19 protein-coding genes are annotated in these 19,353 nt (G+C 72.6%); 7 read left to right on the top strand and 12 right to left on the bottom strand.

Going from position 1 to position 19,353, the window contains the following annotated elements; genetic code table 11:
• Positions 1-52 precede the first annotated feature (52 nt).
• The gene (locus tag BIV25_RS08550) at positions 53-847 is read right to left on the bottom strand and encodes a GNAT family N-acetyltransferase (RefSeq protein WP_256255673.1); all 795 of its coding nucleotides are present in this window, start codon (positions 845-847) and stop codon (positions 53-55) included.
• A 133-nt stretch (positions 848-980) separates the two neighbouring features.
• Positions 981-1,919: a LysR family transcriptional regulator gene (locus tag BIV25_RS08545; RefSeq protein WP_071371554.1), complete on the bottom strand. Its 939-nt coding sequence runs from the start codon at positions 1,917-1,919 to the stop codon at positions 981-983.
• Between the two features lie 115 nt (positions 1,920-2,034).
• Here BIV25_RS08545 and BIV25_RS08540 point away from each other — a divergent pair, with 115 nt between their 5' ends.
• Together BIV25_RS08540 and BIV25_RS54050 are read left to right on the top strand one after the other, a co-directional pair.
• Positions 2,035-2,766, top strand: coding sequence for a YoaK family protein (locus tag BIV25_RS08540; protein WP_071371553.1), 732 nt, complete (start codon positions 2,035-2,037; stop codon positions 2,764-2,766).
• Between the two features lie 513 nt (positions 2,767-3,279).
• Positions 3,280-3,954, top strand: a complete 675-nt coding sequence (locus tag BIV25_RS54050) for a transglycosylase family protein (RefSeq protein WP_071371552.1) — start codon at positions 3,280-3,282, stop codon at positions 3,952-3,954.
• Between the two features lie 220 nt (positions 3,955-4,174).
• On the opposite strand, the gene BIV25_RS08530 is transcribed toward BIV25_RS54050, so the two are convergent.
• The 4 genes from BIV25_RS08530 to BIV25_RS08515 form a co-directional block, all read right to left on the bottom strand.
• A complete protein-coding gene (locus tag BIV25_RS08530) occupies positions 4,175-4,921 on the bottom strand; it encodes a sulfite exporter TauE/SafE family protein (RefSeq protein ID WP_071371551.1) in 747 nt (248 codons plus the stop codon).
• Positions 4,918-5,307 (bottom strand): rhodanese-like domain-containing protein, encoded by a 390-nt coding sequence (locus tag BIV25_RS49145; RefSeq protein ID WP_071371550.1) that lies wholly within the window; start codon positions 5,305-5,307, stop codon positions 4,918-4,920. Before BIV25_RS49145 ends, BIV25_RS08530 begins: the two co-directional genes overlap by 4 nt.
• A 45-nt stretch (positions 5,308-5,352) precedes the next feature.
• Entirely contained in the window at positions 5,353-6,714 is a 1,362-nt protein-coding gene (locus BIV25_RS08520) for an MBL fold metallo-hydrolase (protein WP_071371549.1), read from the bottom strand.
• A gap of 77 nt (positions 6,715-6,791) precedes the next feature.
• The gene (locus BIV25_RS08515; RefSeq protein ID WP_079176504.1) at positions 6,792-7,607 is read right to left on the bottom strand and encodes a GntR family transcriptional regulator; all 816 of its coding nucleotides are present in this window, start codon (positions 7,605-7,607) and stop codon (positions 6,792-6,794) included.
• 108 nt (positions 7,608-7,715) lie between these two features.
• On the opposite strand from BIV25_RS08515, the gene BIV25_RS08510 reads away from it, so the two are divergent.
• Positions 7,716-8,921, top strand: a complete 1,206-nt coding sequence (locus BIV25_RS08510; protein ID WP_071371547.1) for an FAD/NAD(P)-binding oxidoreductase — start codon at positions 7,716-7,718, stop codon at positions 8,919-8,921.
• A 240-nt stretch (positions 8,922-9,161) separates the two neighbouring features.
• Here BIV25_RS08510 and BIV25_RS08505 read toward each other — a convergent pair whose 3' ends face one another.
• Both BIV25_RS08505 and BIV25_RS08500 read right to left on the bottom strand, forming a co-directional pair.
• On the bottom strand, positions 9,162-10,037 hold the full coding sequence (locus BIV25_RS08505; protein ID WP_071371546.1) for an LLM class flavin-dependent oxidoreductase: 876 nt from the start codon (positions 10,035-10,037) through the stop codon (positions 9,162-9,164).
• 27 nt (positions 10,038-10,064) lie between these two features.
• Positions 10,065-11,087, bottom strand: a complete 1,023-nt coding sequence (locus BIV25_RS08500) for an aldo/keto reductase (protein ID WP_071371545.1) — start codon at positions 11,085-11,087, stop codon at positions 10,065-10,067.
• Positions 11,088-11,258: 171 nt separating this feature from the next.
• On the opposite strand from BIV25_RS08500, the gene BIV25_RS08495 reads away from it, so the two are divergent.
• Positions 11,259-11,897, top strand: coding sequence for a TetR/AcrR family transcriptional regulator (locus BIV25_RS08495; protein ID WP_071371544.1), 639 nt, complete (start codon positions 11,259-11,261; stop codon positions 11,895-11,897).
• Here BIV25_RS08495 and BIV25_RS08490 read toward each other — a convergent pair.
• From BIV25_RS08490 to BIV25_RS08475, 4 genes are read right to left on the bottom strand one after another with little or no spacing between them, the layout of a single operon-like run.
• Complete coding sequence (locus BIV25_RS08490) at positions 11,888-12,346, bottom strand: MaoC family dehydratase (RefSeq protein ID WP_071371543.1); 459 nt, start codon at positions 12,344-12,346, stop codon at positions 11,888-11,890. The two genes, BIV25_RS08495 and BIV25_RS08490, sit on opposite strands and share 10 nt — an antisense overlap.
• A gap of 32 nt (positions 12,347-12,378) precedes the next feature.
• Positions 12,379-13,923: a long-chain fatty acid--CoA ligase gene (locus BIV25_RS08485; protein WP_071371542.1), complete on the bottom strand. Its 1,545-nt coding sequence runs from the start codon at positions 13,921-13,923 to the stop codon at positions 12,379-12,381.
• A 10-nt stretch (positions 13,924-13,933) separates the two neighbouring features.
• Complete coding sequence (locus tag BIV25_RS08480) at positions 13,934-14,830, bottom strand: amidohydrolase family protein (RefSeq protein ID WP_071371541.1); 897 nt, start codon at positions 14,828-14,830, stop codon at positions 13,934-13,936.
• A gap of 1 nt (position 14,831) precedes the next feature.
• Positions 14,832-15,743, bottom strand: a complete 912-nt coding sequence (locus tag BIV25_RS08475; protein WP_071371540.1) for an SDR family NAD(P)-dependent oxidoreductase — start codon at positions 15,741-15,743, stop codon at positions 14,832-14,834.
• A gap of 165 nt (positions 15,744-15,908) precedes the next feature.
• Here BIV25_RS08475 and BIV25_RS08470 point away from each other — a divergent pair, with 165 nt between their 5' ends.
• The 3 genes from BIV25_RS08470 to BIV25_RS08460 all read left to right on the top strand — a co-directional run bounded on the left by BIV25_RS08470 (position 15,909) and on the right by BIV25_RS08460 (position 19,350).
• Positions 15,909-16,397, top strand: coding sequence for a MarR family transcriptional regulator (locus BIV25_RS08470; RefSeq protein ID WP_079176502.1), 489 nt, complete (start codon positions 15,909-15,911; stop codon positions 16,395-16,397).
• A gap of 212 nt (positions 16,398-16,609) precedes the next feature.
• Entirely contained in the window at positions 16,610-17,599 is a 990-nt protein-coding gene (locus BIV25_RS08465) for a serine protease (RefSeq protein WP_071371539.1), read from the top strand.
• Positions 17,600-17,703: 104 nt separating this feature from the next.
• Entirely contained in the window at positions 17,704-19,350 is a 1,647-nt protein-coding gene (locus tag BIV25_RS08460) for an APC family permease (protein WP_071371538.1), read from the top strand.
• Positions 19,351-19,353: the final 3 nt, after the last annotated feature.

The following is a 19,353-nucleotide window of genomic DNA, read 5'->3' as shown; positions in this document are numbered from 1 at the left end:
CGCGACGTTCCGGGTCGGAGACTGAGTCCGCGCTCGCACGCGGGCGGCGGTGTCACTCCGGAAGGCTGATGGAGCGGATCTCCTCGATGACGTGGTAGCCGGCGCTGGTGTAGAGGTTCATCGCCACCTCGTTGCCGCCCCACACGGTGAACATCAGCGCCGAGTCGCCGCCCGCGAGCGTCGCCCGCTCGCCGACCGCCATCGCGGCCCGGCCGTATCCCTTGCCGCGGTGCTCCTCCTGGACGTGCAGCGAGTAGCCGTAGGTGACGCCTGGCAGATGACCGTGCTTCAGCCAGCCGGTGCCGAGCCGTTCGCCTTCCGCTTCGAGCACCAGGAACGTGTTGTCGGCCGTCGCCAGTCCCTCGGGAACCAGCTTGGCGAAGTCGTCGTCGGACTTGCGCTCGGCGTCCTTCGGGCTCAGGGTCCCCGAGCGGACGATGTCACCGGCGTAGGAGGCCTTCTCGGCGGCGAGCCAGCCGGAGTACTCGTCCTGTGTCATCGGCCGCGCGGTGACGCCGTCGAACGGCTCCGGCGGGGTGTCGACCCGCCGCACCCTGAGCTGGGCGCGCACGCCGTAACCGTCGAACAGGTCGCCTGCGGGTTCGGTGAGCGGTACGTCCAGCCGGCGTGCGCCGCGCTGTGCGCACCACCGCTCGGCCCAGTCCCGGCCCGCCTGTTCGTGCCCCCGGCCGGCATGGTGCTGGTCCACGCGGAGGTCGCAGATGCGGCCCGCGAGCTCACCCCTGCTGTCGGCCACGTGCACGGCGACGTGCCCCACCCGGACCCCGGCGTCCGTGATCTCGGCGACGGTCCAGTCACCGATGCCGGCACATACGCCCCCCAGCATGCGCTCCCCCCGCGGCCGCGTCGAGCCCGACCGCCGTGCAGGAGGCGCGTCGCCGTCGCTCGAAGTCCTGTCGCCACTGGGTGTTGTCACCGAGCACGTTGAATTCCGTCACCTGCGCACAGTAGTCAGGTTGTCATGGACCTGTGCGGGCATTTTCCGGTGCCGGGGCGTGGACGTGCTGCCGCTCGGCCACCGACGCGGCGTGTTCCCGCACATGGTCGAGGAACCGCGCCGAACTCGGCGGCAGCGTGCGGGAGGTCAGCCGGGCGATGCCGATGTCCCGGGCGCTGTGCACATCGGTGACCCGCAGATACGAGGGCGCATCCGCGGGAGCGGCGGCGTGGGGACGCGGGACGAGTGCGACGCCGAGCCCGGCGCCGACCAGTCCCCGCAGGGTCGCCACCTCGTCCCCCTCGAAGCCCACCTGCGGGGTGAACCCTGCCGTGCGGCACAGCGTTTCGGTGACGGTACGCAGGCCCTGCTCGTGCCGCAGCATGATGAACGGCTCGTCGGCGACCTCGGACAGCCGGGCGCGCCGGCGCCTGGCCAGCCGGTGCCCCGGGGGCACGGCCAGCCACAGCGGCTCGACGAGGAGACGCCGCCACGTGATCAGCGGATGGCCGGGGTCGCCGGCGGTGAGGAGCAGGTCGGCGGTTCCGTCCAGCAGGTTCCGGACGAGCACGCCCTCGCCGGCCTGGCGCAGTTCGAAGCGCGCGCGGGGGAAGCGTTCCCGGAACCCGGTGATCAGCGGCGGCAGCAGCCAGGTGCCCAGGGAGTGCAGGAACGCCAGCGGGATCAGACCCGATTCCGGGGACACGGTCTCGTGCACCGTGCGCAGCCCCCGGTCCAGTTGCTCCAGCGCGACGCCCGCGTGCTGCCGGAAGGCCCGGCCGGCCGGGGTCAGCCGCAGGAGACGGCCCACCTGCTGGAACAGCTCGGCCCCGACCTCGTGTTCCAGCCGTCTCAGCGCCCGTGAGAGGGCCGGCTGTGTCATGTGTGCCTCGGCCGCGACCTGCGTCACCGTCGCTCCGTCGGCCACCGCGACGAAACACCGCAGTACCTGCACGTCCATACAACCCATGTTACTGATGCATGGTTCTCTCGCCATCCAGGCATTGGACGCATGGAATCGCCACGGCGATCCTGGGAGAGGACGCGACGGCCGACCGACGGGAACAGGTGACGACATGAGCGACGCGACGGCCGGGCACCTCGGTCCCAACACCACCGGGAGGACCGGCGGGATACTCGCTCCGCTCGTGCTGCTGACCCTGCTCAGCGGGGTGATCGACGCGGTCGGCCTGCTCGGTCTGGGCCATGTGTTCGTGGCGAACATGACCGGCAACCTCGTCCTCGTGGGCCTGGGTCTCGCCGGCTCGCCCGACTCCTCCTTCATGGGCGCCTTGGCGGCACTCGGCGGCTTCCTGTTCGGCGCCCTGCTGGTCCGGCACGCGGCGCCGCGCCACGCCGCGAACCGGACACTGCTGGGCGGGTGCGCGGCGCTGGAGGCCGCCCTGTTCACCGTGGCGACGTCGGCGTGGTCCTACGGAGCCGGTCCGGGGCCCGCGCTCGTCCCGGTCCTCCTGTGTGCCGTGGCGCTGGGGATGCAGAACGCCGTCGTCAAGCGGATCGGCGTGCCGGGAGTCACCACCACGGTCATGACCAGCACCCTGACCGGCCTGATCGCCGACCGCCCGAAGGAGCGCACCTCGTCGACGGCCCGGCGGCAGGCTGTCAGCGTCCTCACCCTGGTCACCGGCGCCGCACTGGGCACGGCCGCCGTCCGGCTGGCCGGCCCGCGGTGGACGCTGACCCTGGTGACCGCGCTCGCCGTCGCCGCCGCACTCACCTGTGTACGGCGCGGTCCCGCGCCCGTCCCGGCGCCGCGTGAGCCGGACCACATCGCTGTGGAGGGATGAGCGGGCGCCGCGCCGGATGCGGGAGAGTCCGCTGTTCGCCGTGTGCCTGCGGGTCGCCGGTGTGCCGGAAGCGGTGACGCCGTTGCCGCCGTGGTACGGACGGCCGCGCTCCGCGCGATGTCCAAACTGCGGCTCATCGCGCGGCGGAAGGGCGTGTGCGCCTCCTGCCCCGTTCGCCGCACTGCCCGGTACCGCGTCGGCTGCATCCGGGCCGCCGGGTCCGGGCCGAGCGCTCCCCCACCCGTCGTAGGCGTGCGCCGCCCCGCGGCCCGCCCCACGTCGGGGCGACGGCACGCTACGACGGTCGGCCGAACTTCCGTGCTCCCGTGCCTACTTGTGTGCGCACTTGCCAGCAGACTTGACGGGTCGTCAGGAAATCGGGCGGTGGCACGCGGCGGCGCACTGGACCCCGTGAGCTCTGCGCGCCTTGTGAGCGCCCGGGCGGCACTGCCGTACTGCCTACAGCCCGCCGGACCGGCCGGCGGGCGGGAACCGCAGTGGAGAGGAAGGCCTATGACCGCACGACGGCCCCACCGCCGCACCGTGCCCCTACGGCTCCTGCCGTCGCTCCGTACCGCTCTCGCCCTCGGCGGCTTCGGCATCGTTCTGCCGCTCCTCGCACCGGCCGCCTCCCACGCCGCCTCCGGCACCGCGTGGGACCGGGTCGCCGGGTGCGAGAGCGGCGGCAACTGGAGCATCAACACCGGCAACGGGTTCTACGGCGGGTTGCAGTTCACCCGGTCGACATGGGCGGCATACGGCGGGACCGCGTACGCGCCGCGGGCCGATCTGGCGAGCCGGGCGGAGCAGATCAACGTGGCGGAAGCGGTGCTCGCCCGGCAGGGGCCGGGAGCCTGGCCGGTCTGCTCGGTACGGGCGAACCTCACGCGGAGCGACGGACGGAGCGCGCCGCTCGCACGCCCTGCCACTCCCCCGCACCCCACCACGCCGCTGCGCCCCGCCACCCCCGTGCGCCCCACCCCAGAGTCCCGCCCGCGCGCCGCCAACGGCCACCGCTCCCGCGGCTCCTACACCGTGCACGAGGGCGACACCCTGTCCGGTGTCGCGCAGCAGACCTCCGTCCCCGGCGGCTGGCACCGGCTGTACGACACCAACCGGAGCGTCATCGGCCCGGACCCGGACATGATCCGGCCGGGGCAGCGGCTCGCCCTGCCTCCCGCCGACTGAGCGCTCCGCTGGAAGTACCGCGATGGGCCGTCGTTCGTCTGCGCCGCAGTGGTGGTTGGTCGCGCAGTTCCCCGCGACCCTTCGGGGCGCCGTCGAACCGCAGCGGACTTCGCCGGCCCCGCTCGGCGAGTCCGTCCGCCGGCCGGCACGTCCGTGCGGTGGGGCGGGGAGCGTCGCTCCCCGCCCCACCGCACGGGCCTGCGGGTTGGGCCTCGTCGCGTCAGATCACCGCGTCGGCGAACATGCAGGCGGCCACCGCCAGCAGCGCCACGGCGAAGATCCGCCGCAGGGTCCCGCCCTTCACCTTCGCCCCCAGGCGTCTGCCGTCCCACGCCCCGAGGATCGCGGCGCCCGCGAAGGGGCCGACGACCGCCCAGTCGAGATGGTCCACGGTGCCGCCGCGCAGACCGAGCGCCGCCAGGGAGTTGACGGTGATGACCAGCAGGCTGGTGCCCACCGCCGCACGCATGCGCAGCCCGAGCACTCCCACGAGCGCCGGTACGGCGAGGAAACCGCCGCCGACCCCGAGGACGCCGGTCACCGTGCCGAGTCCGGCGCCGGCCGCCGCCGCGCGCCCGGGCCGCACCTCCCGTACGCCGCCGTCCTCCGGCCCCGGCCGCAGCATGCGGATCGCCGCGACGGCCGCGACCAGCGCGAATCCGGCCGACAGAGCACCCGCCGGAAGGTGCCCGGCGAGCACGGAGCCCAGCATCGCCGGGCCGATGCCCGCTGCCGCGAACAGCAGCCCCATGCCCCAGCGGACATGACCGTCCCGGGCGTGCGCGGCCAGTGCGGTGCCCGAGGTGAGGGCCACGATCACCAGTCCGGCGGTGGTGGCCGCCACCGGGGTGAAGCCGAGCAGGTAGATCAGGGCCGGTACGGCGAGGACGCTGCCACCGCCGCCGAGCGCGCCCAGTGCCAGCCCGATCACGGCGCCGGCCACGACGGCGAGGATCAGGGCGCTCACGCGACCGTGCCGCGCAGGCCCCGCGCGTCCACCACCGCAAACCCGGCCTCCGCCCAGTCCCGCATGCCGCCGATCACGTCGACGGCCCAGGAGCCGTGGGCGCCCAGCAGTTCGACGGCCCGCCGCGAACGGGTGCCCGAGCGGCAGATGACGATCAGGCACCGTCCCTGGATCTCGTACGGCAGCCGCTTGCCCTCGTAGAGCGCGGTGAGGGACAGGTGGACGGCTCCGGGGACATGGCCCGCGTTCCATTCGTCCGGTTCCCGGACGTCCAGCAGGACGGGCGGGTCGGCGTCGACGCTCGTCGCGGCCCGCACGGCGTGTCCGGTGCGTTCGGCCGCTTCCTGCACGGTGATCCGGCCTGTGCCGGAAGGGGATGACTCCATGGGGGCGCTCCTCGCCTCTCGTACGGTGTGGATGTCGCGGCCGGCTCAGGCGGTGCGGAGGGGGAGCCCGGTCGACTCGGCCGTGTCGAAGCTGTCGTCGACCGCGACGACGACACGGCCTGCCGCGTCGAGCAGCGAGGCGGCGATGGCGGCACGCATGCCGCCCGCGCAGTGCACCCAGACCTCGCCGGCCGGCACCTCGCCGAGGCGGCGCTGCAGCGTGTGCAGCGGGATGTGGACCGAGCCCTCGATGAATCCGGCGGCCCGCTCCCGGTCACGGCGGACGTCCAGGACGACCGTGCCCTCGGCCGGGTGCCGTGCGGCGAGGTCCGCGAAGCCGGCGCGGGGGAAGGCGGCCAGGGCCTCGCCCTCCATCGTCCAGGCGGACGGGTCTCCGGTGGCGGCGGCGGCCGGGCGGTCGATGCCGACGCGGACCAGCTCACGCTGGGCATGGGCCAGTTGCTCGGGCGACTCCGCCAGGAGCGTGACCGGCCTGCCCCAGGGGATCAACCAGGCCAGATAGGTGGCGAGTTGGCCCTCGGCCTCGACGTTGTAGGTGCCGGCGACGTGCCCCTCGGCGAACGCGATGCGATGGCGCAGGTCGACCACCCACTCCCCGGCGGCCAGCCGCGCCGCGATCTCCCGGGCGTCGGCGACGGCGGGCGGGGTGAGGTCGACGGGTGCCGGTCCGGCGGCGTTGGCGGGGCCCATGTGCGCGTAGTACGCGGGGACGTCGTCGAGTCCCGCGAGCATGCGGGGGATGAACGTGTCGGCGTCCTCGGTGAGCGCCTCGTTGGACGCCTTCTCCTTGCCGATGGTGGTCTCGGTCCCCTCGGCCCGGCCGGCGGAGCAGAAGCTGCCGAAGCCGTGCGTCGGCAACACGGCGGTGCTGTCGGGCAGTTCGGCGGCGAGGCGGCGGGCGGAGGCGTGCTGGGCGCGGGCCAGGTGCTCGGTGAGGCGGGGTTCGACCAGGTCGGGGCGGCCGACGGTGCCGATCAGCAGCGAGCCGCCCGTGAACACCGCGACCGCCGTGCCGTGTTCCTCCAGGACGTAGGCGGTGTGGTGCGGGGTGTGTCCGGGGGTCGCGAGGGCCCGCAGGGTGAGGTCCGTGTCGACGGCCGTGCGGTCGCCGTCGTGGACGGGTATGCGCGCGAAGGACACACCGGCCCCGGCGGGTACGAGATAGGCGGCACCGGTGAGCCGCGCGAGTTGCAGGCCGCCGGTGACGTAGTCGTTGTGGAGGTGGGTCTCGACCACATGGGAGATCCGCACTCCCCTGCGGGCGGCGGCAGCCAGCACCCGGTCGGCGTCGCGCGGCGGGTCGACGGCCACGGCCGTGCGCCGGCCGCCCGCCAGATAGCTGCGGTTGCCGAGCCCGGCCACCTCGATCGTGTCGACGAAGAACATGTCAGGCACTCCCTCCACGCGGCCCCACCTTCAACCGGTATGCGGCAGCCGCGGGTTCGCCGCGCGGCACCGTCCCGTCACCGCACCGCATCGAGCCGCCGTCCGCTGCGGGCCGGGCGGGTGAACCGGGACCCTGCCGGGTCGAGGCGGTAGCCGGCCCGGGCGTCGAACTGCGCGAGGACGCTGAAGCGGTCGGCGCGGATCAGCGTGGTGCGCCATTCGACGGTGCGGCCGTGGGTGCGGCCGAGCCGCTGGATGGAGAACGCGGCCACGCCCTCGGGAAGGTCGAGCAGCCGTCGCTCGGCGGGGGTCGGGACGACCGCGTGGATGCGCTCCTCGCCGCCGACGAGGCGGATGCCGCACCGGTCGGCGAGTTCGTCGTAGAGCCCCGTGTGGCCGAAGTCGGTGCCGAGCAGTGCGCGGGCGTCCGCGGCGAGCAGCCACACCTTGTCGTGGGCCAGCGGCTCCCCGTCGGCGAGGCGGATGCGTTCCAGGTACAGCAGGGGTGTCGACTCCTCCATGCCCAGCCGCACCGCCACATGGGCGTCGGCGCGGACGTCGAGGGTGCGGACGATGCTCCGCTGTTCGAGCCCGGACGCCTCGACGGAGGCGAACAGGCTGTAGAGGGCGCCGAGGGGCTGCTCGATGCCGGCCTCGCCGACCGGCCGCTGCCGTCGTCCTCGCGCGGCGGTGACCAGGCCTTCCTCACGCAGTTCGCGCAGCGCCGCGCGGATGGTGTGCCGGCTCACCCCGTACCGCGCGGCGAGTTCGTTCTCGCCGGGGAAGGAGTCGCCGAACTCCCCTTGCGCCAGGCGGCCCCGGAGGTCGTCCCGCACATGACGCCACAGCGGAGTCCCGTCCCGGCCCGCCGAGGGAGTGGGTTCCTCACTCATGCCACTCACCACCCATGCCCTTCACCATGATCATCGTTCTTGTGTACGTACATTTGGAAAGCTAATGTACGTACATTAACCCGCACGGACGAACGAGGGAAGGCGCACATGACGATCGACGCTCACCACAGGGTCCTGATCGTGGGCGGCGGAAGCGCCGGCATCAGCGTCGCGGCCCGCCTGCGGCGCAGCGGGGTCGGCGGCATCGGGCTCGTCGAGCCGTCGGCGACGCACTACTACCAGCCGCTGTGGACGCTGGTCGGCGGCGGCCGGGCGGACGCCCGGACGAGCGCCCGCCCCCAGCGGTCCGTGCTGCCGCGAGGCGTCTCCTGGATCCGCGGCCGCGTGGAGAGCGTGGACCCCGCCCAGCGGACGGTCGGCACCGCCGACGGCAGGACCCTCGGCTACGACCGGCTCGTCGTCTGCCCCGGCATCCAGCTCGACTGGGACCGGGTGCCCGGGATGGCCGAGGCTCTCACCGCACCGCACACCTCCAGCAACTACAGCTACGAACTGGCTCCCAGGACCTGGGAGTTGATCCGCTCGATGCGCTCGGGCACCGCCGTGTTCACCATGCCGGCGGGGCCGATCAAGTGCGGCGGAGCGCCGCAGAAGATCGCCTACCTCGCCGCGGACCACTGGCGCGAGCAGGGGGTGCTGAAGGACATACGGGTGGTGCTCGTGCTGCCCACGCCGGGCATGTTCGGGGTGCCCGTGTTCGCGAAGGAACTGGAGCGGGTCGCGGCCCGCTACGGCATCGAGGTGCGCACGAACAGCGAACTCGTCGAGGTGGATCCGGACGCCCGCGCCGCCGTCGTCCTCGACCACGCGTCCGGCGCCGAGGACTCGATCCGGTTCGACATGCTGCACACGGTGCCGCCGCAGTCGGCGCCGGACTGGCTCAAGGCGACACCACTGGCCGATCCCGCCGATCCCGCCGGGTACGTGGAGATCGACAAGCACACCATGCGCCATGTGCGCCACCCCGAGATCTTCGCTCTCGGTGACGCCGGCTCCTCGCCCAACTCCAAGACCGGGGCCGCGATCCGCAAGCAGGCGCCGGTCGTCGCCCGCAACATCGCCGCGAGCCTCGCGGGCACGGGTGCGCCGCCCGCGTCGTACGACGGATACTCCTCCTGCCCGATCACCACGTCACGGCACCGCATGCTGCTCGCCGAGTTCGACTACACCCTGCGGCCCCGTCCCACCTTCCCCCTCCTCGACACGACCCACGAGCGCCGGGACATGTGGTACCTCAAGCGGTACGGGCTGCCGTTCCTCTACTGGAACCTCATGCTGCGCGGGCTCGCGTGACACATGGCCGGTGCCTACGCGAACCGGCTGCCGGCGACGAGAAGCCGGGCAGAGCCGAGTTGGTCGAAGGCGTGGACCGCGGGCCGGGGAACGGGCCCCTGACCGCCTTCCCGGCGACCGGACCCGCCTCGTCCGGCCCGCCGGGCACGGCCTGCGCCGGTCGCCCCGCGCGACCGTCTCCGCGCCGGGCGATACCACCGCTCCGACGCCGCCGACGTCCGGGCTCCAGGACTCCCGGACTCAGACCACCGCGCCGATGACCTCGTCGGTGACCCACCGGGCGACACCCACCGGGTACGGCGCCGGCAGGCCGAGGACGAGGTGCCGGAAGCCGGCGTCGAGGGCCTCGGCGATCGCGTCCCGGGTGCTGTCGGGGCGGTCGTAGGAGACGGGCAGGTGCATCGAGCGGGTGATCGTGGCCGGGTCGCGGCCGATCTCGGCGCACGCGCGGTCCAGCAGGGCGCTGCGCCGGACGGCATCGGCGATGTCACCGCCGGGGATGTTCCAGGCGTCGGCGTGCTCGGCGACCACGCGGAGGGTCGCGGCCGAGCGGCCGCCGACGAGGATCGGCGGGTGGGGGCGCTGGACCGGCTTGGGGTTGGCGAAGGCTCCGGTGAGCCGGTGCTGGGTGCCGTGGAAGTCGAAGGGTGCGGGCTCGGTCCACAGGCGGCGGATCAGCGCGCAGGCCTCGGCGAGGCTTTCGACGGCGTCCGCCGTGTCCTGGAAGGGCAGGCCGTGTGCCGGGTACTCGCGCCGGGCCTCGGGCGGGTTCGGCCGTGAGCCGACGCCGATGCCGAAGTCGAGTCGCCCGCCGGAGACGACGTCGACCGTCGTGGCGATCTTGGCCAGCATCGCGGGCGGCCGGAAGCGGTTGCTGGTCACCAGGAGGCCGAGCCGCAGCCGCCGCGTCTGCGCGGCCAGGGCGGCGAGCAGGGTCCAGCCTTCGAGGATCGGGCCGTCCGGGTCGCCGGCGATCGGCATGAGGTGGTCGAACAGCCAGGCGTGCTCGATCTCGGGGATGGCGTCCGCCTCGCGCCAGACCCGCAGGACGTCGTCGTACGTCACCTGCATCGGCGCGGTCATGATCCCGAAGCGGGGCCGGGGGGTGGGTGTCATGAGTGTGCCTCTTCGGTCGTCTGCGGGTCAGCGGCGCCGGCGCAGGGCCGGGTCGAGCAGCGCGGGCGGGGTGTCGGACTTCTCGTCCGGGGCCAGATCGGTACCCGGGGCGACGATCGCGTCGACGGCGTCGAGCACGTCGGGCGGCAACACGCTGTCGGCTGCGGCGAGTTGGGCGTGCAGGTGGTCCAGGATGCGCGGGCCGACGAGGGCGCTGGTCACGGCGGGATGCGCGGTGACGAAGCCGAGCGCGAGCTGGATCAGGGTCAGACCGGCCTCGTCGGCGACCTTCACCAGCTTCTCGACGGCTTCCAGCCTGGCCCGGTTGGCGGGGATCGTGGTGTCGAAGCGCCGGGGCAGGAAGGTCGCGCGGTGGGTGCTGACGTCCCGGCCCGCGCGGACGGCGCCCGACAGCCAGCCCGAGGCCAGCGGACTCCAGACCAGCACCCCGAGCCCGTACTCCTCGGCCGCCGGCAGCACATGGGCCTCGATGCCGCGCTGGAGGACGGAATAGCTGGGCTGTTCGGTGACGTAACGGCTCAGGTGATGGTCGCGGGCGGCCCACTGGGCCTGCACGATGCGGTACGCCGGGAAGGTCGAGGAGCCGAAGTAGCGGATCTTTCCCGCGCGTTGCAGGTCGGTCAGGGCCGACAGCGTCTCCTCGTCGCTGGTGTCCGGGTCCCAGCGGTGGATCTGGTAGAGGTCGACGTGGTCCACACCGAGCCGGCGCAGGCTGTTGTCCAGCGCGGTGACCAGCCAGCGGCGCGAGCCGCCCCGGTGGTTGCGCTCGTCGCCCATCGGCAGGGCCGCCTTCGTGGCCAGCACGATGTCGTCACGGCGGCCGGCGAGGGCCTTGCCGACCATCTCCTCCGACTCTCCGGCGCTGTACACGTCGGCGGTGTCGATGACGTTGATCCCGGCATCGAGGGCGGTGTCGACGAGGGCGGTGACCTCGTCCTGGGTGGTGCGCCCCATCGCGCCGAAGTTCATCGCGCCGAGTGCGAGGGTGCTGACCTGTACGCCGGTGCGGCCCAGGGTGCGGTACTGCATGACCGTTCTCCTCAACAGGGAGGGTGCCGGGCGGCGGGGCACGACTTGGCTGCCGGCCGCCGCTCTGACACCATGAGCAAACGGAACCGTGTTCCGGTAATGACGATACGGAACACGGTTCCGCTTAGCAAGGCGAGCAGGCGCACAGGCCGGCAGCGGAGGAGCGACGCGGTGAACGACGGCAGCCACGAGGACGCGGAGCGCGGGACCCCGTCCCCGCGCGCGGAGGACGCCCGGCGCACGGGCACCCAGCGCAAGGACGCCCGGCGCAACAAGGAGACGTTGCTCGACGCGGCGGCGCAGGTGTTCGTCACCTCGGGCGTGGACGCGCCGGTCCGTGACATCGCGGCGCGGGCCGGGGTCGGGCTCGGCACGATCTACCGGCACTTCCCGACCCGCGCGGAGCTCGTCATCGCCGTCTACCGGCACCAGGTGGAGAGCCTCGCCGAGGCCGGTCCGCGCCTGCTGGCGGCCGCCGGGAGTCCGCACGCCGCGCTCGGCCGCTGGATCGGCCTCTTCGTGGACTTCCTGGTCACCAAGCACGGCCTCGCCGCCGTCCTCCAGTCCGACAACACCGGCTTCCAGGCGCTGCACTCCTACTTCCTCGACCGCCTCCTGCCGGTCTGCGCCGAGTTGCTCGACGCCGCGGCCGCGGCCGGCGAGATCCGGCCGGGCCTGACGGCCTACCAACTCATGCGCGGCGTCGGCAACCTCTGCGTCGGCGCGGAGAGCGACACGCGCTACGACGCCCGCCGTCTGGTCGCACTCCTGGTCGCGGGCCTGCGCGGCGACGCCGTGCCTCAGGCGTAGTGCCGGTAGACCGCCTGCGCCACACACACCGGCTTGGGGCTGCCCTCGGCCTCGACGGTGAAGGTCAGCAGCATCTGGACGCCGCCGCCCTTGACCTCCGCCACGGAGTCGACGACGCCGTGCAGCCGGATCTTCGCGCCGACCGGCACCGGGCCGGGGAAACGGACCTTCTCCAGGCCGTAGTTGACGCTCATCGAGATGCCGGTGATGCGCAGCAGGTCGCCGAAGAGCGGGATGATCAGGGAGAGGGTGAGATAGCCGTGGGCGACGGGACCGCCGAAGGGGCCGGTCTTCGCCCGCTCCGGGTCGGTGTGGATCCACTGGTGGTCGCCGGTCGCGTCGGCGAAGGTGTCGACGCGCTCCTGGGTGATCTCCAGCCAGTCGGTACGGCCGAGGTCACGGCCGGCGAGGGCGAGGAGTTCTTCGAGACCGCGTGCTTCGGTGGGCATGGGGGTGCTGCCTTTCCTGGGTACTGGTCGGATCAGGACTGGGCGTAGGAGGCCCGTACGGCAGCCTTGACGATCTTTCCCGAGGCCGTACGGGGCAGACTCTCGGCGAGGGTCACCGTCTGCGGGATCTTGTACTTGGCCAGCAGGGTCCGTGCGTGGGCGAGGATCTCGCCGGCGTCGGCGCGGGCCCCGGGGTCCAGGACCAGGACCGCGTGGCCGACCTCGCCCCAGACCTCGTGCGGCACCCCGACGACCGCGCACTCGCGGACGGCGGGGTGGGTCAGCAGGGCGGCCTCCACCTCGGCCGGGTACACGTTCTCGCCGCCCGAGACGAACATGTCCTTGACCCGGTCGACGATGTAGGCATATCCGTCGTCGTCGGTGCGTGCCACGTCACCGGTGCGCAGCCAGCCGTCGTCGGTGAGGGCGGCCGCGGTGTCCTGCGGGCGGTTCCAGTAACCGGCCATGACGTTCGGGCCGTCGACGAGGATCTCGCCCCGCTCCCCCGGCCGCGCCGCACGGCCGTCGGGGAGCGCCACGCGCGCGTCGGTGAAGAAGTGCGGCACACCCGCGGAGCCCGCCTTCGCCGAGGTCTGCTCACGGTCCAGGAAGAGGACGCCGGGGGACGCCTCGGTCATCCCGTAGCCCTGGCTGAAGGCCAGCCCGCGCGCGAGGTAGGTGTCGATGGTGCGGGCGGGCACCGGCGCGCCGCCGCAGGTCAGGGTGCGCAGGCTGGACAGGTCCGTCGTCGTCCACCGGGGACGCGCGGCCAGGGCGTCGTACATCGTGGGCACCCCGAACAGGTACGTCACGCGCCGGCGCTCGACCACCTCCAGCACCCGCTCGGCGTCGAAGGCGCCCATCAGGACGACCCGGCCGCCCTTGAGGAGGGTGGGCAGACACGTCATGTTCAGCGCGGCGGTGTGGAACAGCGGGGCGACGACCAGGGTGACCTCGTCGCCGGCCAGGTCGCTGTCGACGAGGACGTTGACGCTGTTCCAGGTGATGTTGGCGTGGGTCAGGACGGCGCCCTTGGGACGGCCGGTGGTCCCCGAGGTGTACATGATCATGCAGGGGTCGTCCGGGGCCACGGCCTCGTCCAGCGGGTCGGGCGCGGCGCCGGCGAGCAGGTCGTCGTAGCCGAGGGCGCCGGGAGCGGCCGGGCCGAGGGTGATGCGGTGGCGCACCCCGGTCTCCGCCGCCGCGGCGACGGTGTCGCCCAGTTCGGGGGCGTGCACCAGGACCGTGCTTCCGGAGTCGGCGAGGTGGTACGCCAACTCCGCTGCTGCGAGGCGGGTGTTGAGGGGGACGAAGACGGCGCTGAGCACGCCGGCCGCGAACAGCGTCTCCAGGTATGCGGGATGATTGGGGCCCAGGTGGGCGATGCGGTCGCCGCGCGTGACCCCGAGGGATCGCAACGCGTGGGCGAGGCGCAGAACGCGCTGGTGCAGGGCCCGGTAGGTGATCTCGCCGTCCTCGCGGACGCCCCCGTGGACGCCCTCATGGACGATCGCGATCCGATCCGGGGTCTTGCGGGCCCGGCGGGCGGGCCAGGAGCCGATGCCTCGGTTCAACACGGCGTCTCCCTCAGTCCTTGATCAGGCCGAGCAGGCGGGCGGTGTTCTCCTTGAGGATCCTGGGCCTGACCTCGGGCTTGATGTCGAGCGCGGCGAAGTCGGCGAGCCAGCGGTCAGGTGTGATCACGGGGTAGTCGGAGCCGAAGAGCACCTTGTCCTTCAGCAGGGTGTTCGCGTAGCGCACGAGTTGCGGCGGGAAGTACTTCGGCGACCAGCCCGACAGGTCGATGTAGACGTGCGGTTTGTGCGTGGCGACCGCCAGCGCCTCGTCCTGCCAGGGGAACGACGGGTGCGCGAGGATGATCCGCAGCTCGGGGAAGTCCACGGCGACGTCGTCGACCAGCATCGGATCGGAGTGCTTCAGCCGGATGCCGCCGCCACCGGGGATGCCGGCGCCGATGCCGGTCTGGCCGGTGTGGAACAGGGCCGGTACGCCGAGTTCCTGGATGGCCTCGTACAGCGGGTAGGCCATCCGGTCGTCGGGCGAGAAGCCCTGCAGGCTGGGGTGGAACTTGAAGCCGCGCACCCCGTACTCCGTCACCAGGCGCCTTGCCTCCCGTACGCCGGCGCGGCCCTTGTGCGGGTCGACGCTCGCGAACGGGACGAGGACGTCGGCGTGGGCCGCGCAGCTCTCGGCGACCTCCTCGTTGGCGATGCGGGGACGGCCGGTGGCGTGCTCGGCGTCGACGGTGAACACCACGGCGGCCATGCGGCGTTCACGGTAGTGGGCGGCCATCTCCTCGACGGTGGGCTGCCGGTGGCCGTGCGCCTTGAAGTACGCGGCGGAGGCACCGAGGAGTTCGGGGCTGAGCGAGGCGTGGCCGTCCTTGGACACCTCGGCGTGGGTGTGGACGTCGATGGCGGTCAGCGCACCGACATCGATCGTCGCACGGTGCCTGTCACCCATGTCATGCCTCCGGTACCTGGGGAGCGGGGATGCCGTAGGCCTCGGGCTCGGCGCCCACGCCGGCGTGCCAGCGCTCGGCGATGGCGTCGGCGCTCCAGCCGCCGTCGGCGAAGTCGACGGACTTCTCCCGGGGGTGGGCCCACAGGGCCAGCCGGTCGCCGCCGATGCCGATGGCCTGCCCGGTGACGTCCTCGGCGGCGTCCGACGCGAGGTAGGTGATCAGGCTCGCGACGTCCTCGACGGTGCCGAGGCCCTCGTCCCGGCGCAGCCAGGCGGGCAGCGGGGCGCCGGTGCGTTCGGACTCCTCGATGAGCGGTGCGAAGGCGGGGATGGTCTTGGTCATCTCGGTGGCCGCGACCGGGACGACGGCGTTGACGGTGATCCGGGCACGGGCCAGCTCCAGGGCCCAGGTGCGGGCCATCGCGACGATGCCGGCCTTGGCGGCGGCGTAGTTGGTCTGGCCGAAGTTGCCGCGCTGGCCGGCCGGGGAGGAGATGAGGACGATACGGCCGCCGGTGCCCTGCTCGCGCATGCGCACCGCGGCGGCGCGCGCGCAGGTGAAGGTGCCGCGCAGATGCACCGTGACGACGGCGTCGAAGTCGTCGTCCGTCATCTTCCACAGCACCCGGTCGCGGAGGATGCCGGCGTTGGTGACGAGGACGTCGAGCCGCCCGAACTCCGTCACGGCGGTCTCGACGAGCCGCTCGGCCGCCTCGCCGTCCCCCACCGCCGCCACGACGCCCACGGCGGTGCCGCCCGCTGCGGTGATGCCGTCCACGGCGGCGTCGACGGCGCCGGGGTCGAGGTCGTTGACGACGACGCGGGCTCCGGCCGCGGCAAGGGCCCGGGCGTAGGCCAGACCGAGCCCGCGACCGCTACCGGTGACGACGGCGGCCTTGCCGTGCAGTTCCATGAGTGCGCCTCTTCCCTGGGGTCCGGATCGACCGGACCAGATCGACAATCGACAGGAATCCTGTTGGTCGCGTCAGTGTTCTCTTCCGACAGGAATCCTGTCAATGGCTTAGGCTGGCCGCTGCGACTCGGATCGGCATCGGGGAAGGCACCGGAAAGGCACGGCATGACGCGACCGACGAAACCCGCGACGGCACAAGCCACGGGGGAAGCGGGCCCCCGGGAGGCGGGCCCTGCCGAGGCGGGCCCGTCCCTCCTCTACCTGCTCAAGCGCACCGAACTCGTCGTCCGCGCCCGGCTGGAGGAGCTGGTCAGGCCGGCCGGCATCACCGCGCTGCAGTACACCGCCCTCACCGTGCTGGAGCGGCACGACGGCATCTCCGCCGCCCAGTTGGCCCGGGACTCCTTCGTCACGGCCCAGTCCATGGCCGACATGGTCCGCGCCCTGGAGGCCCGCGAGCTGATCCGCCGTGAGCCCAACCCGCACAACCGCCGGGAGAAGATCCTCCTTCTCACCGAGGCGGGCCGCGACCTCCTGACCGCCTACGCCGAACCGGCCCGCCACCTCGAACACCGCATGCTCCAGGACCTGACCCCGCAGGAGGTCACCCACTTCCGGGACGCACTGAAGAGCGCGCACCGGGCGCTGTCGTGACCACCGCGGACAGCCCGGCGACCGACGCCCCGCACCTGCACGGTGCGCCCTGAGCGGTTCTTCACGGCCCGTACACCCGTACGGCCGACGGCAGTTGACGGTCCGTCGGCCACCGGACACCTGGCCCAGCCGGATTCGGCCGTGCGCGCTGTGACGCGCGGGGCCGCGGGCTTATGGTGAGCCGTCACCTGCGGCCGCCCTGAGGGGGACTGATGTTGCTCGGCACCAGATTCGTCCGTTACGCCACCGGCTGCGCGGCAGCCCTTCTGATCAGTGCCGGACTCACCACGACGGCATCCGCCGACAGCAGCACGGCCGGCCCCAACCCGGTCGCCGAACAGCTCGACGCCTACTGGACCCCGGCCCGGATGGCCGCCGCCCTGCCCGCCGACGTCCTGAAGGGCGCCGAGGACGGTGCCGCGGCGCACACCGTGTCGCCCGCGGTGGACGGGCCGCAGCCGGGCGAGTACATCCCGCCGAGCCGGAGCTTCGACGGCATCCCGCAGGCGGGCACCTTCTTCTGGACCGACGCCACCGGGACCGGCCGCACCTGCAGCGGCTCGGTCGTGCGCAGCGCCGGGCACGACCTGGTGCTGAGCGCCGGACACTGTCTGAAGGGGTACGCCGGCACCTCGCCGAAGCGGCACCTGGCCTTCGTCCCTCAGTACCACGACACGCAAAAGCCCTTCGGGGTCTTCCCGGTGCGGACCAACGGCGTCTATGTGCGCCAGGAGTACTACGACCTGGGCGAGCACGCGGGGGCCGCGTACGACTTCGCCTTCGCCGTCACCGAGCCCAACGAGGACGGAACCCTGCTCCAGGACGCGGTCGGCGGCGTACGGCTGCTCACCGGGACCGGCTACTACCACGCTCCGGTGCGGATGATCGGCTATCCGGCGGGGGCCGAGAAGCCGCTGGAGTGCTGGAGCTGGACCACCCGGTGGGACAGCGACGACCCGGCCGACCCGGGCACGTTCCCGCGCATCGCGTGCGACGCCTTCGTGGGCGGGACCAGCGGCGGCCCCATGCTGCTTCCCCTGCCGGACGGCTGGGGCGTCGTCGGGGTGATCGGCGGCTATCACACGGGCGGCAACACACCCCAGGTCTCGTACAGCGCCTATTTCGGCGCGGCCACCCGGGCTCTGTACGACGCGGCGGTCAGCGGTGCCGCACCGGCCGGCCCGCGGCCCACGGCCGGCTGAGCCCCGTCTCCCCTGGGAATTCCGCGCCCGCACGATGACAGCCAAAAGCCCGTCACCGTGGCACGATGGTGATGACATTCACCCTATATGAGGGGGTGTGCGCCATGGCCGTGTCCGAGGCGCAGCCCGGTCCGAAGACCCACCGACCCGGGCTGCGGCGCGAGATCGGGTTCGTCGGGCTGATCTGGGCCTCCGAGGGCTCGATCATCGGATCGGGCTGGCTGTTCGGCGCCCAGGGGGCGTTGGCGGCGGCCGGACCGGCGGCGATCATCTCCTGGGCCATCGGCGGTGTCGCGATCCTGATCCTGGCGCTGGTCCATGCGGAGCTGGGCGGCATGTACCCGGTGTCGGGCGGCACCGCCCGCTTCCCGCACTACGCGTTCGGCGGCGCCGCCGGGGCCTCCTTCGGCTGGTTCTCCTGGCTCCAGGCGGCCACGGTGGCGCCGATCGAGGTGCTGGCGATGATCACCTACGCCCAGCACTACTCCTGGGCGAGCGGCTGGGAGAAGGTCAGGAGCGGCGAACACGTCCTGACCCCGCCCGGTATCGCGATCGCGGTCGGGCTGATGGCCGTCATCACCGCGGTCAACTTCCTCAGCATCCGGCTGCTGGCCCGCACCAACAGCGCCGCGACGTGGTGGAAGGTCGGCATCCCGCTGCTGACCATCTTCGTGTTCGCCGTCGCCCAGTTCCACACCGCCAACTTCACCGCGGCCGACGGCTTCGACCCGTACGGCGCCAAGGGCATCCTGTCCGCCGTCTCCACCAGCGGCATCATCTTCGCGCTGCTGGGTTTCGAGCAGGCCGACCAGCTCGCCGGCGAGAGCGCCAACCCCAAGCGGGACATCCCGCGTGCCGTGATCGGTTCGATCATCCTCGGCATCCTCATCTACGTCGGACTCCAGGTCGTGTTCCTCGCCGCGCTGCCCGCCTCCCAGATCGGCGGCCACTGGGCCACTTCGGCGTTCACCGCGCTGAGCGGGCCGTTCGCCCAGGTCGCCACGCTCATCAGCCTCGGCTGGCTGGCCACGATCCTGTATCTGGACGCCGTGATCTCCCCCGCCGGCACGGGTCTGATCTACATCACCGGCTCCTCCCGGGTCTCCTACGGCCTGAGCCGCAACGGCTACGTGCCCTCCGCCTTCGAGGCGACCAACCGGCGGGGTGTCCCCTGGGTCGGTCTGATCGCCGCGTTCGTGACCGGCTGCGTCTGCTTCCTGCCGTTCCCCAGCTGGCGTTCCCTCGTCGGACTCATCACCAGCGCGAGCGTGCTCATGTACGCCGGCGCTCCGCTGTCCTTCGGAGTCTTCCGCAACCGGCTGCCACAGGCCCACCGCCCGTACCGGCTGCCGGGCGGCAGCTGGATGTCACCTCTGGCGTTCATCGTCGCCAACCTGCTGATCCTGTGGTCGGGTTGGACCACCGACTGGAAGCTGGGCGTCGCCATCCTCCTCGGCTACGTCATCCTGGTCGCCAACCGCGTGTTCAGGATGAACCCCATCACGCCCCAACTGGACCTGCGTGCCGCCCAGTGGCTACCGGTCTACCTGGTCGGGATGGGTCTCATCGTCTACCTCAGCGACTTCGGGCCGCTCAAGCACCCCTGGTTCCCGCTGTGGTGGGACATCGGCGTGACCGCCGCCTTCAGCCTCGTCGTCTACTACTGGGCGCTGGCGGTGGCCCTGCCGGCCGAGCAGATCCAGCACATGATCGACCAGGTCGTGGTCCCGGAGGAGGAAGAGGTCCACTGACCC

Origin of the sequence: Streptomyces sp. MUSC 14, from assembly GCF_001866675.1 — a bacterium.
Classification (GTDB): domain Bacteria; phylum Actinomycetota; class Actinomycetes; order Streptomycetales; family Streptomycetaceae; genus Streptomyces.
Note: the sequence above shows the minus strand (reverse complement) of the source record. Positions and strands in the feature narration are given on the sequence as shown.

Bases quoted from the DNA above. Each gene is read 5' to 3' on its own strand.
- BIV25_RS08550 (WP_256255673.1), bottom strand. From the start codon at position 847: ATGCTGGGGGGCGTATGTGCCGGCATCGGTGACTGGACCGTCGCCGAG.
- BIV25_RS08545 (WP_071371554.1), bottom strand. From the start codon at position 1,919: ATGGACGTGCAGGTACTGCGGTGTTTCGTCGCGGTGGCCGACGGAGCG.
- BIV25_RS08540 (WP_071371553.1), top strand. From the start codon at position 2,035: ATGAGCGACGCGACGGCCGGGCACCTCGGTCCCAACACCACCGGGAGG.
- BIV25_RS54050 (WP_071371552.1), top strand. From the start codon at position 3,280: ATGACCGCACGACGGCCCCACCGCCGCACCGTGCCCCTACGGCTCCTG.
- BIV25_RS49145 (WP_071371550.1), bottom strand. From the start codon at position 5,307: ATGGAGTCATCCCCTTCCGGCACAGGCCGGATCACCGTGCAGGAAGCG.
- BIV25_RS08520 (WP_071371549.1), bottom strand. From the start codon at position 6,714: ATGTTCTTCGTCGACACGATCGAGGTGGCCGGGCTCGGCAACCGCAGC.
- BIV25_RS08515 (WP_079176504.1), bottom strand. From the start codon at position 7,607: ATGAGTGAGGAACCCACTCCCTCGGCGGGCCGGGACGGGACTCCGCTG.
- BIV25_RS08510 (WP_071371547.1), top strand. From the start codon at position 7,716: ATGACGATCGACGCTCACCACAGGGTCCTGATCGTGGGCGGCGGAAGC.
- BIV25_RS08505 (WP_071371546.1), bottom strand. From the start codon at position 10,037: ATGACACCCACCCCCCGGCCCCGCTTCGGGATCATGACCGCGCCGATG.
- BIV25_RS08500 (WP_071371545.1), bottom strand. From the start codon at position 11,087: ATGCAGTACCGCACCCTGGGCCGCACCGGCGTACAGGTCAGCACCCTC.
- BIV25_RS08490 (WP_071371543.1), bottom strand. From the start codon at position 12,346: ATGCCCACCGAAGCACGCGGTCTCGAAGAACTCCTCGCCCTCGCCGGC.
- BIV25_RS08480 (WP_071371541.1), bottom strand. From the start codon at position 14,830: ATGGGTGACAGGCACCGTGCGACGATCGATGTCGGTGCGCTGACCGCC.
- BIV25_RS08475 (WP_071371540.1), bottom strand. From the start codon at position 15,743: ATGGAACTGCACGGCAAGGCCGCCGTCGTCACCGGTAGCGGTCGCGGG.
- BIV25_RS08470 (WP_079176502.1), top strand. From the start codon at position 15,909: ATGACGCGACCGACGAAACCCGCGACGGCACAAGCCACGGGGGAAGCG.
- BIV25_RS08465 (WP_071371539.1), top strand. From the start codon at position 16,610: ATGTTGCTCGGCACCAGATTCGTCCGTTACGCCACCGGCTGCGCGGCA.
- BIV25_RS08460 (WP_071371538.1), top strand. From the start codon at position 17,704: ATGGCCGTGTCCGAGGCGCAGCCCGGTCCGAAGACCCACCGACCCGGG.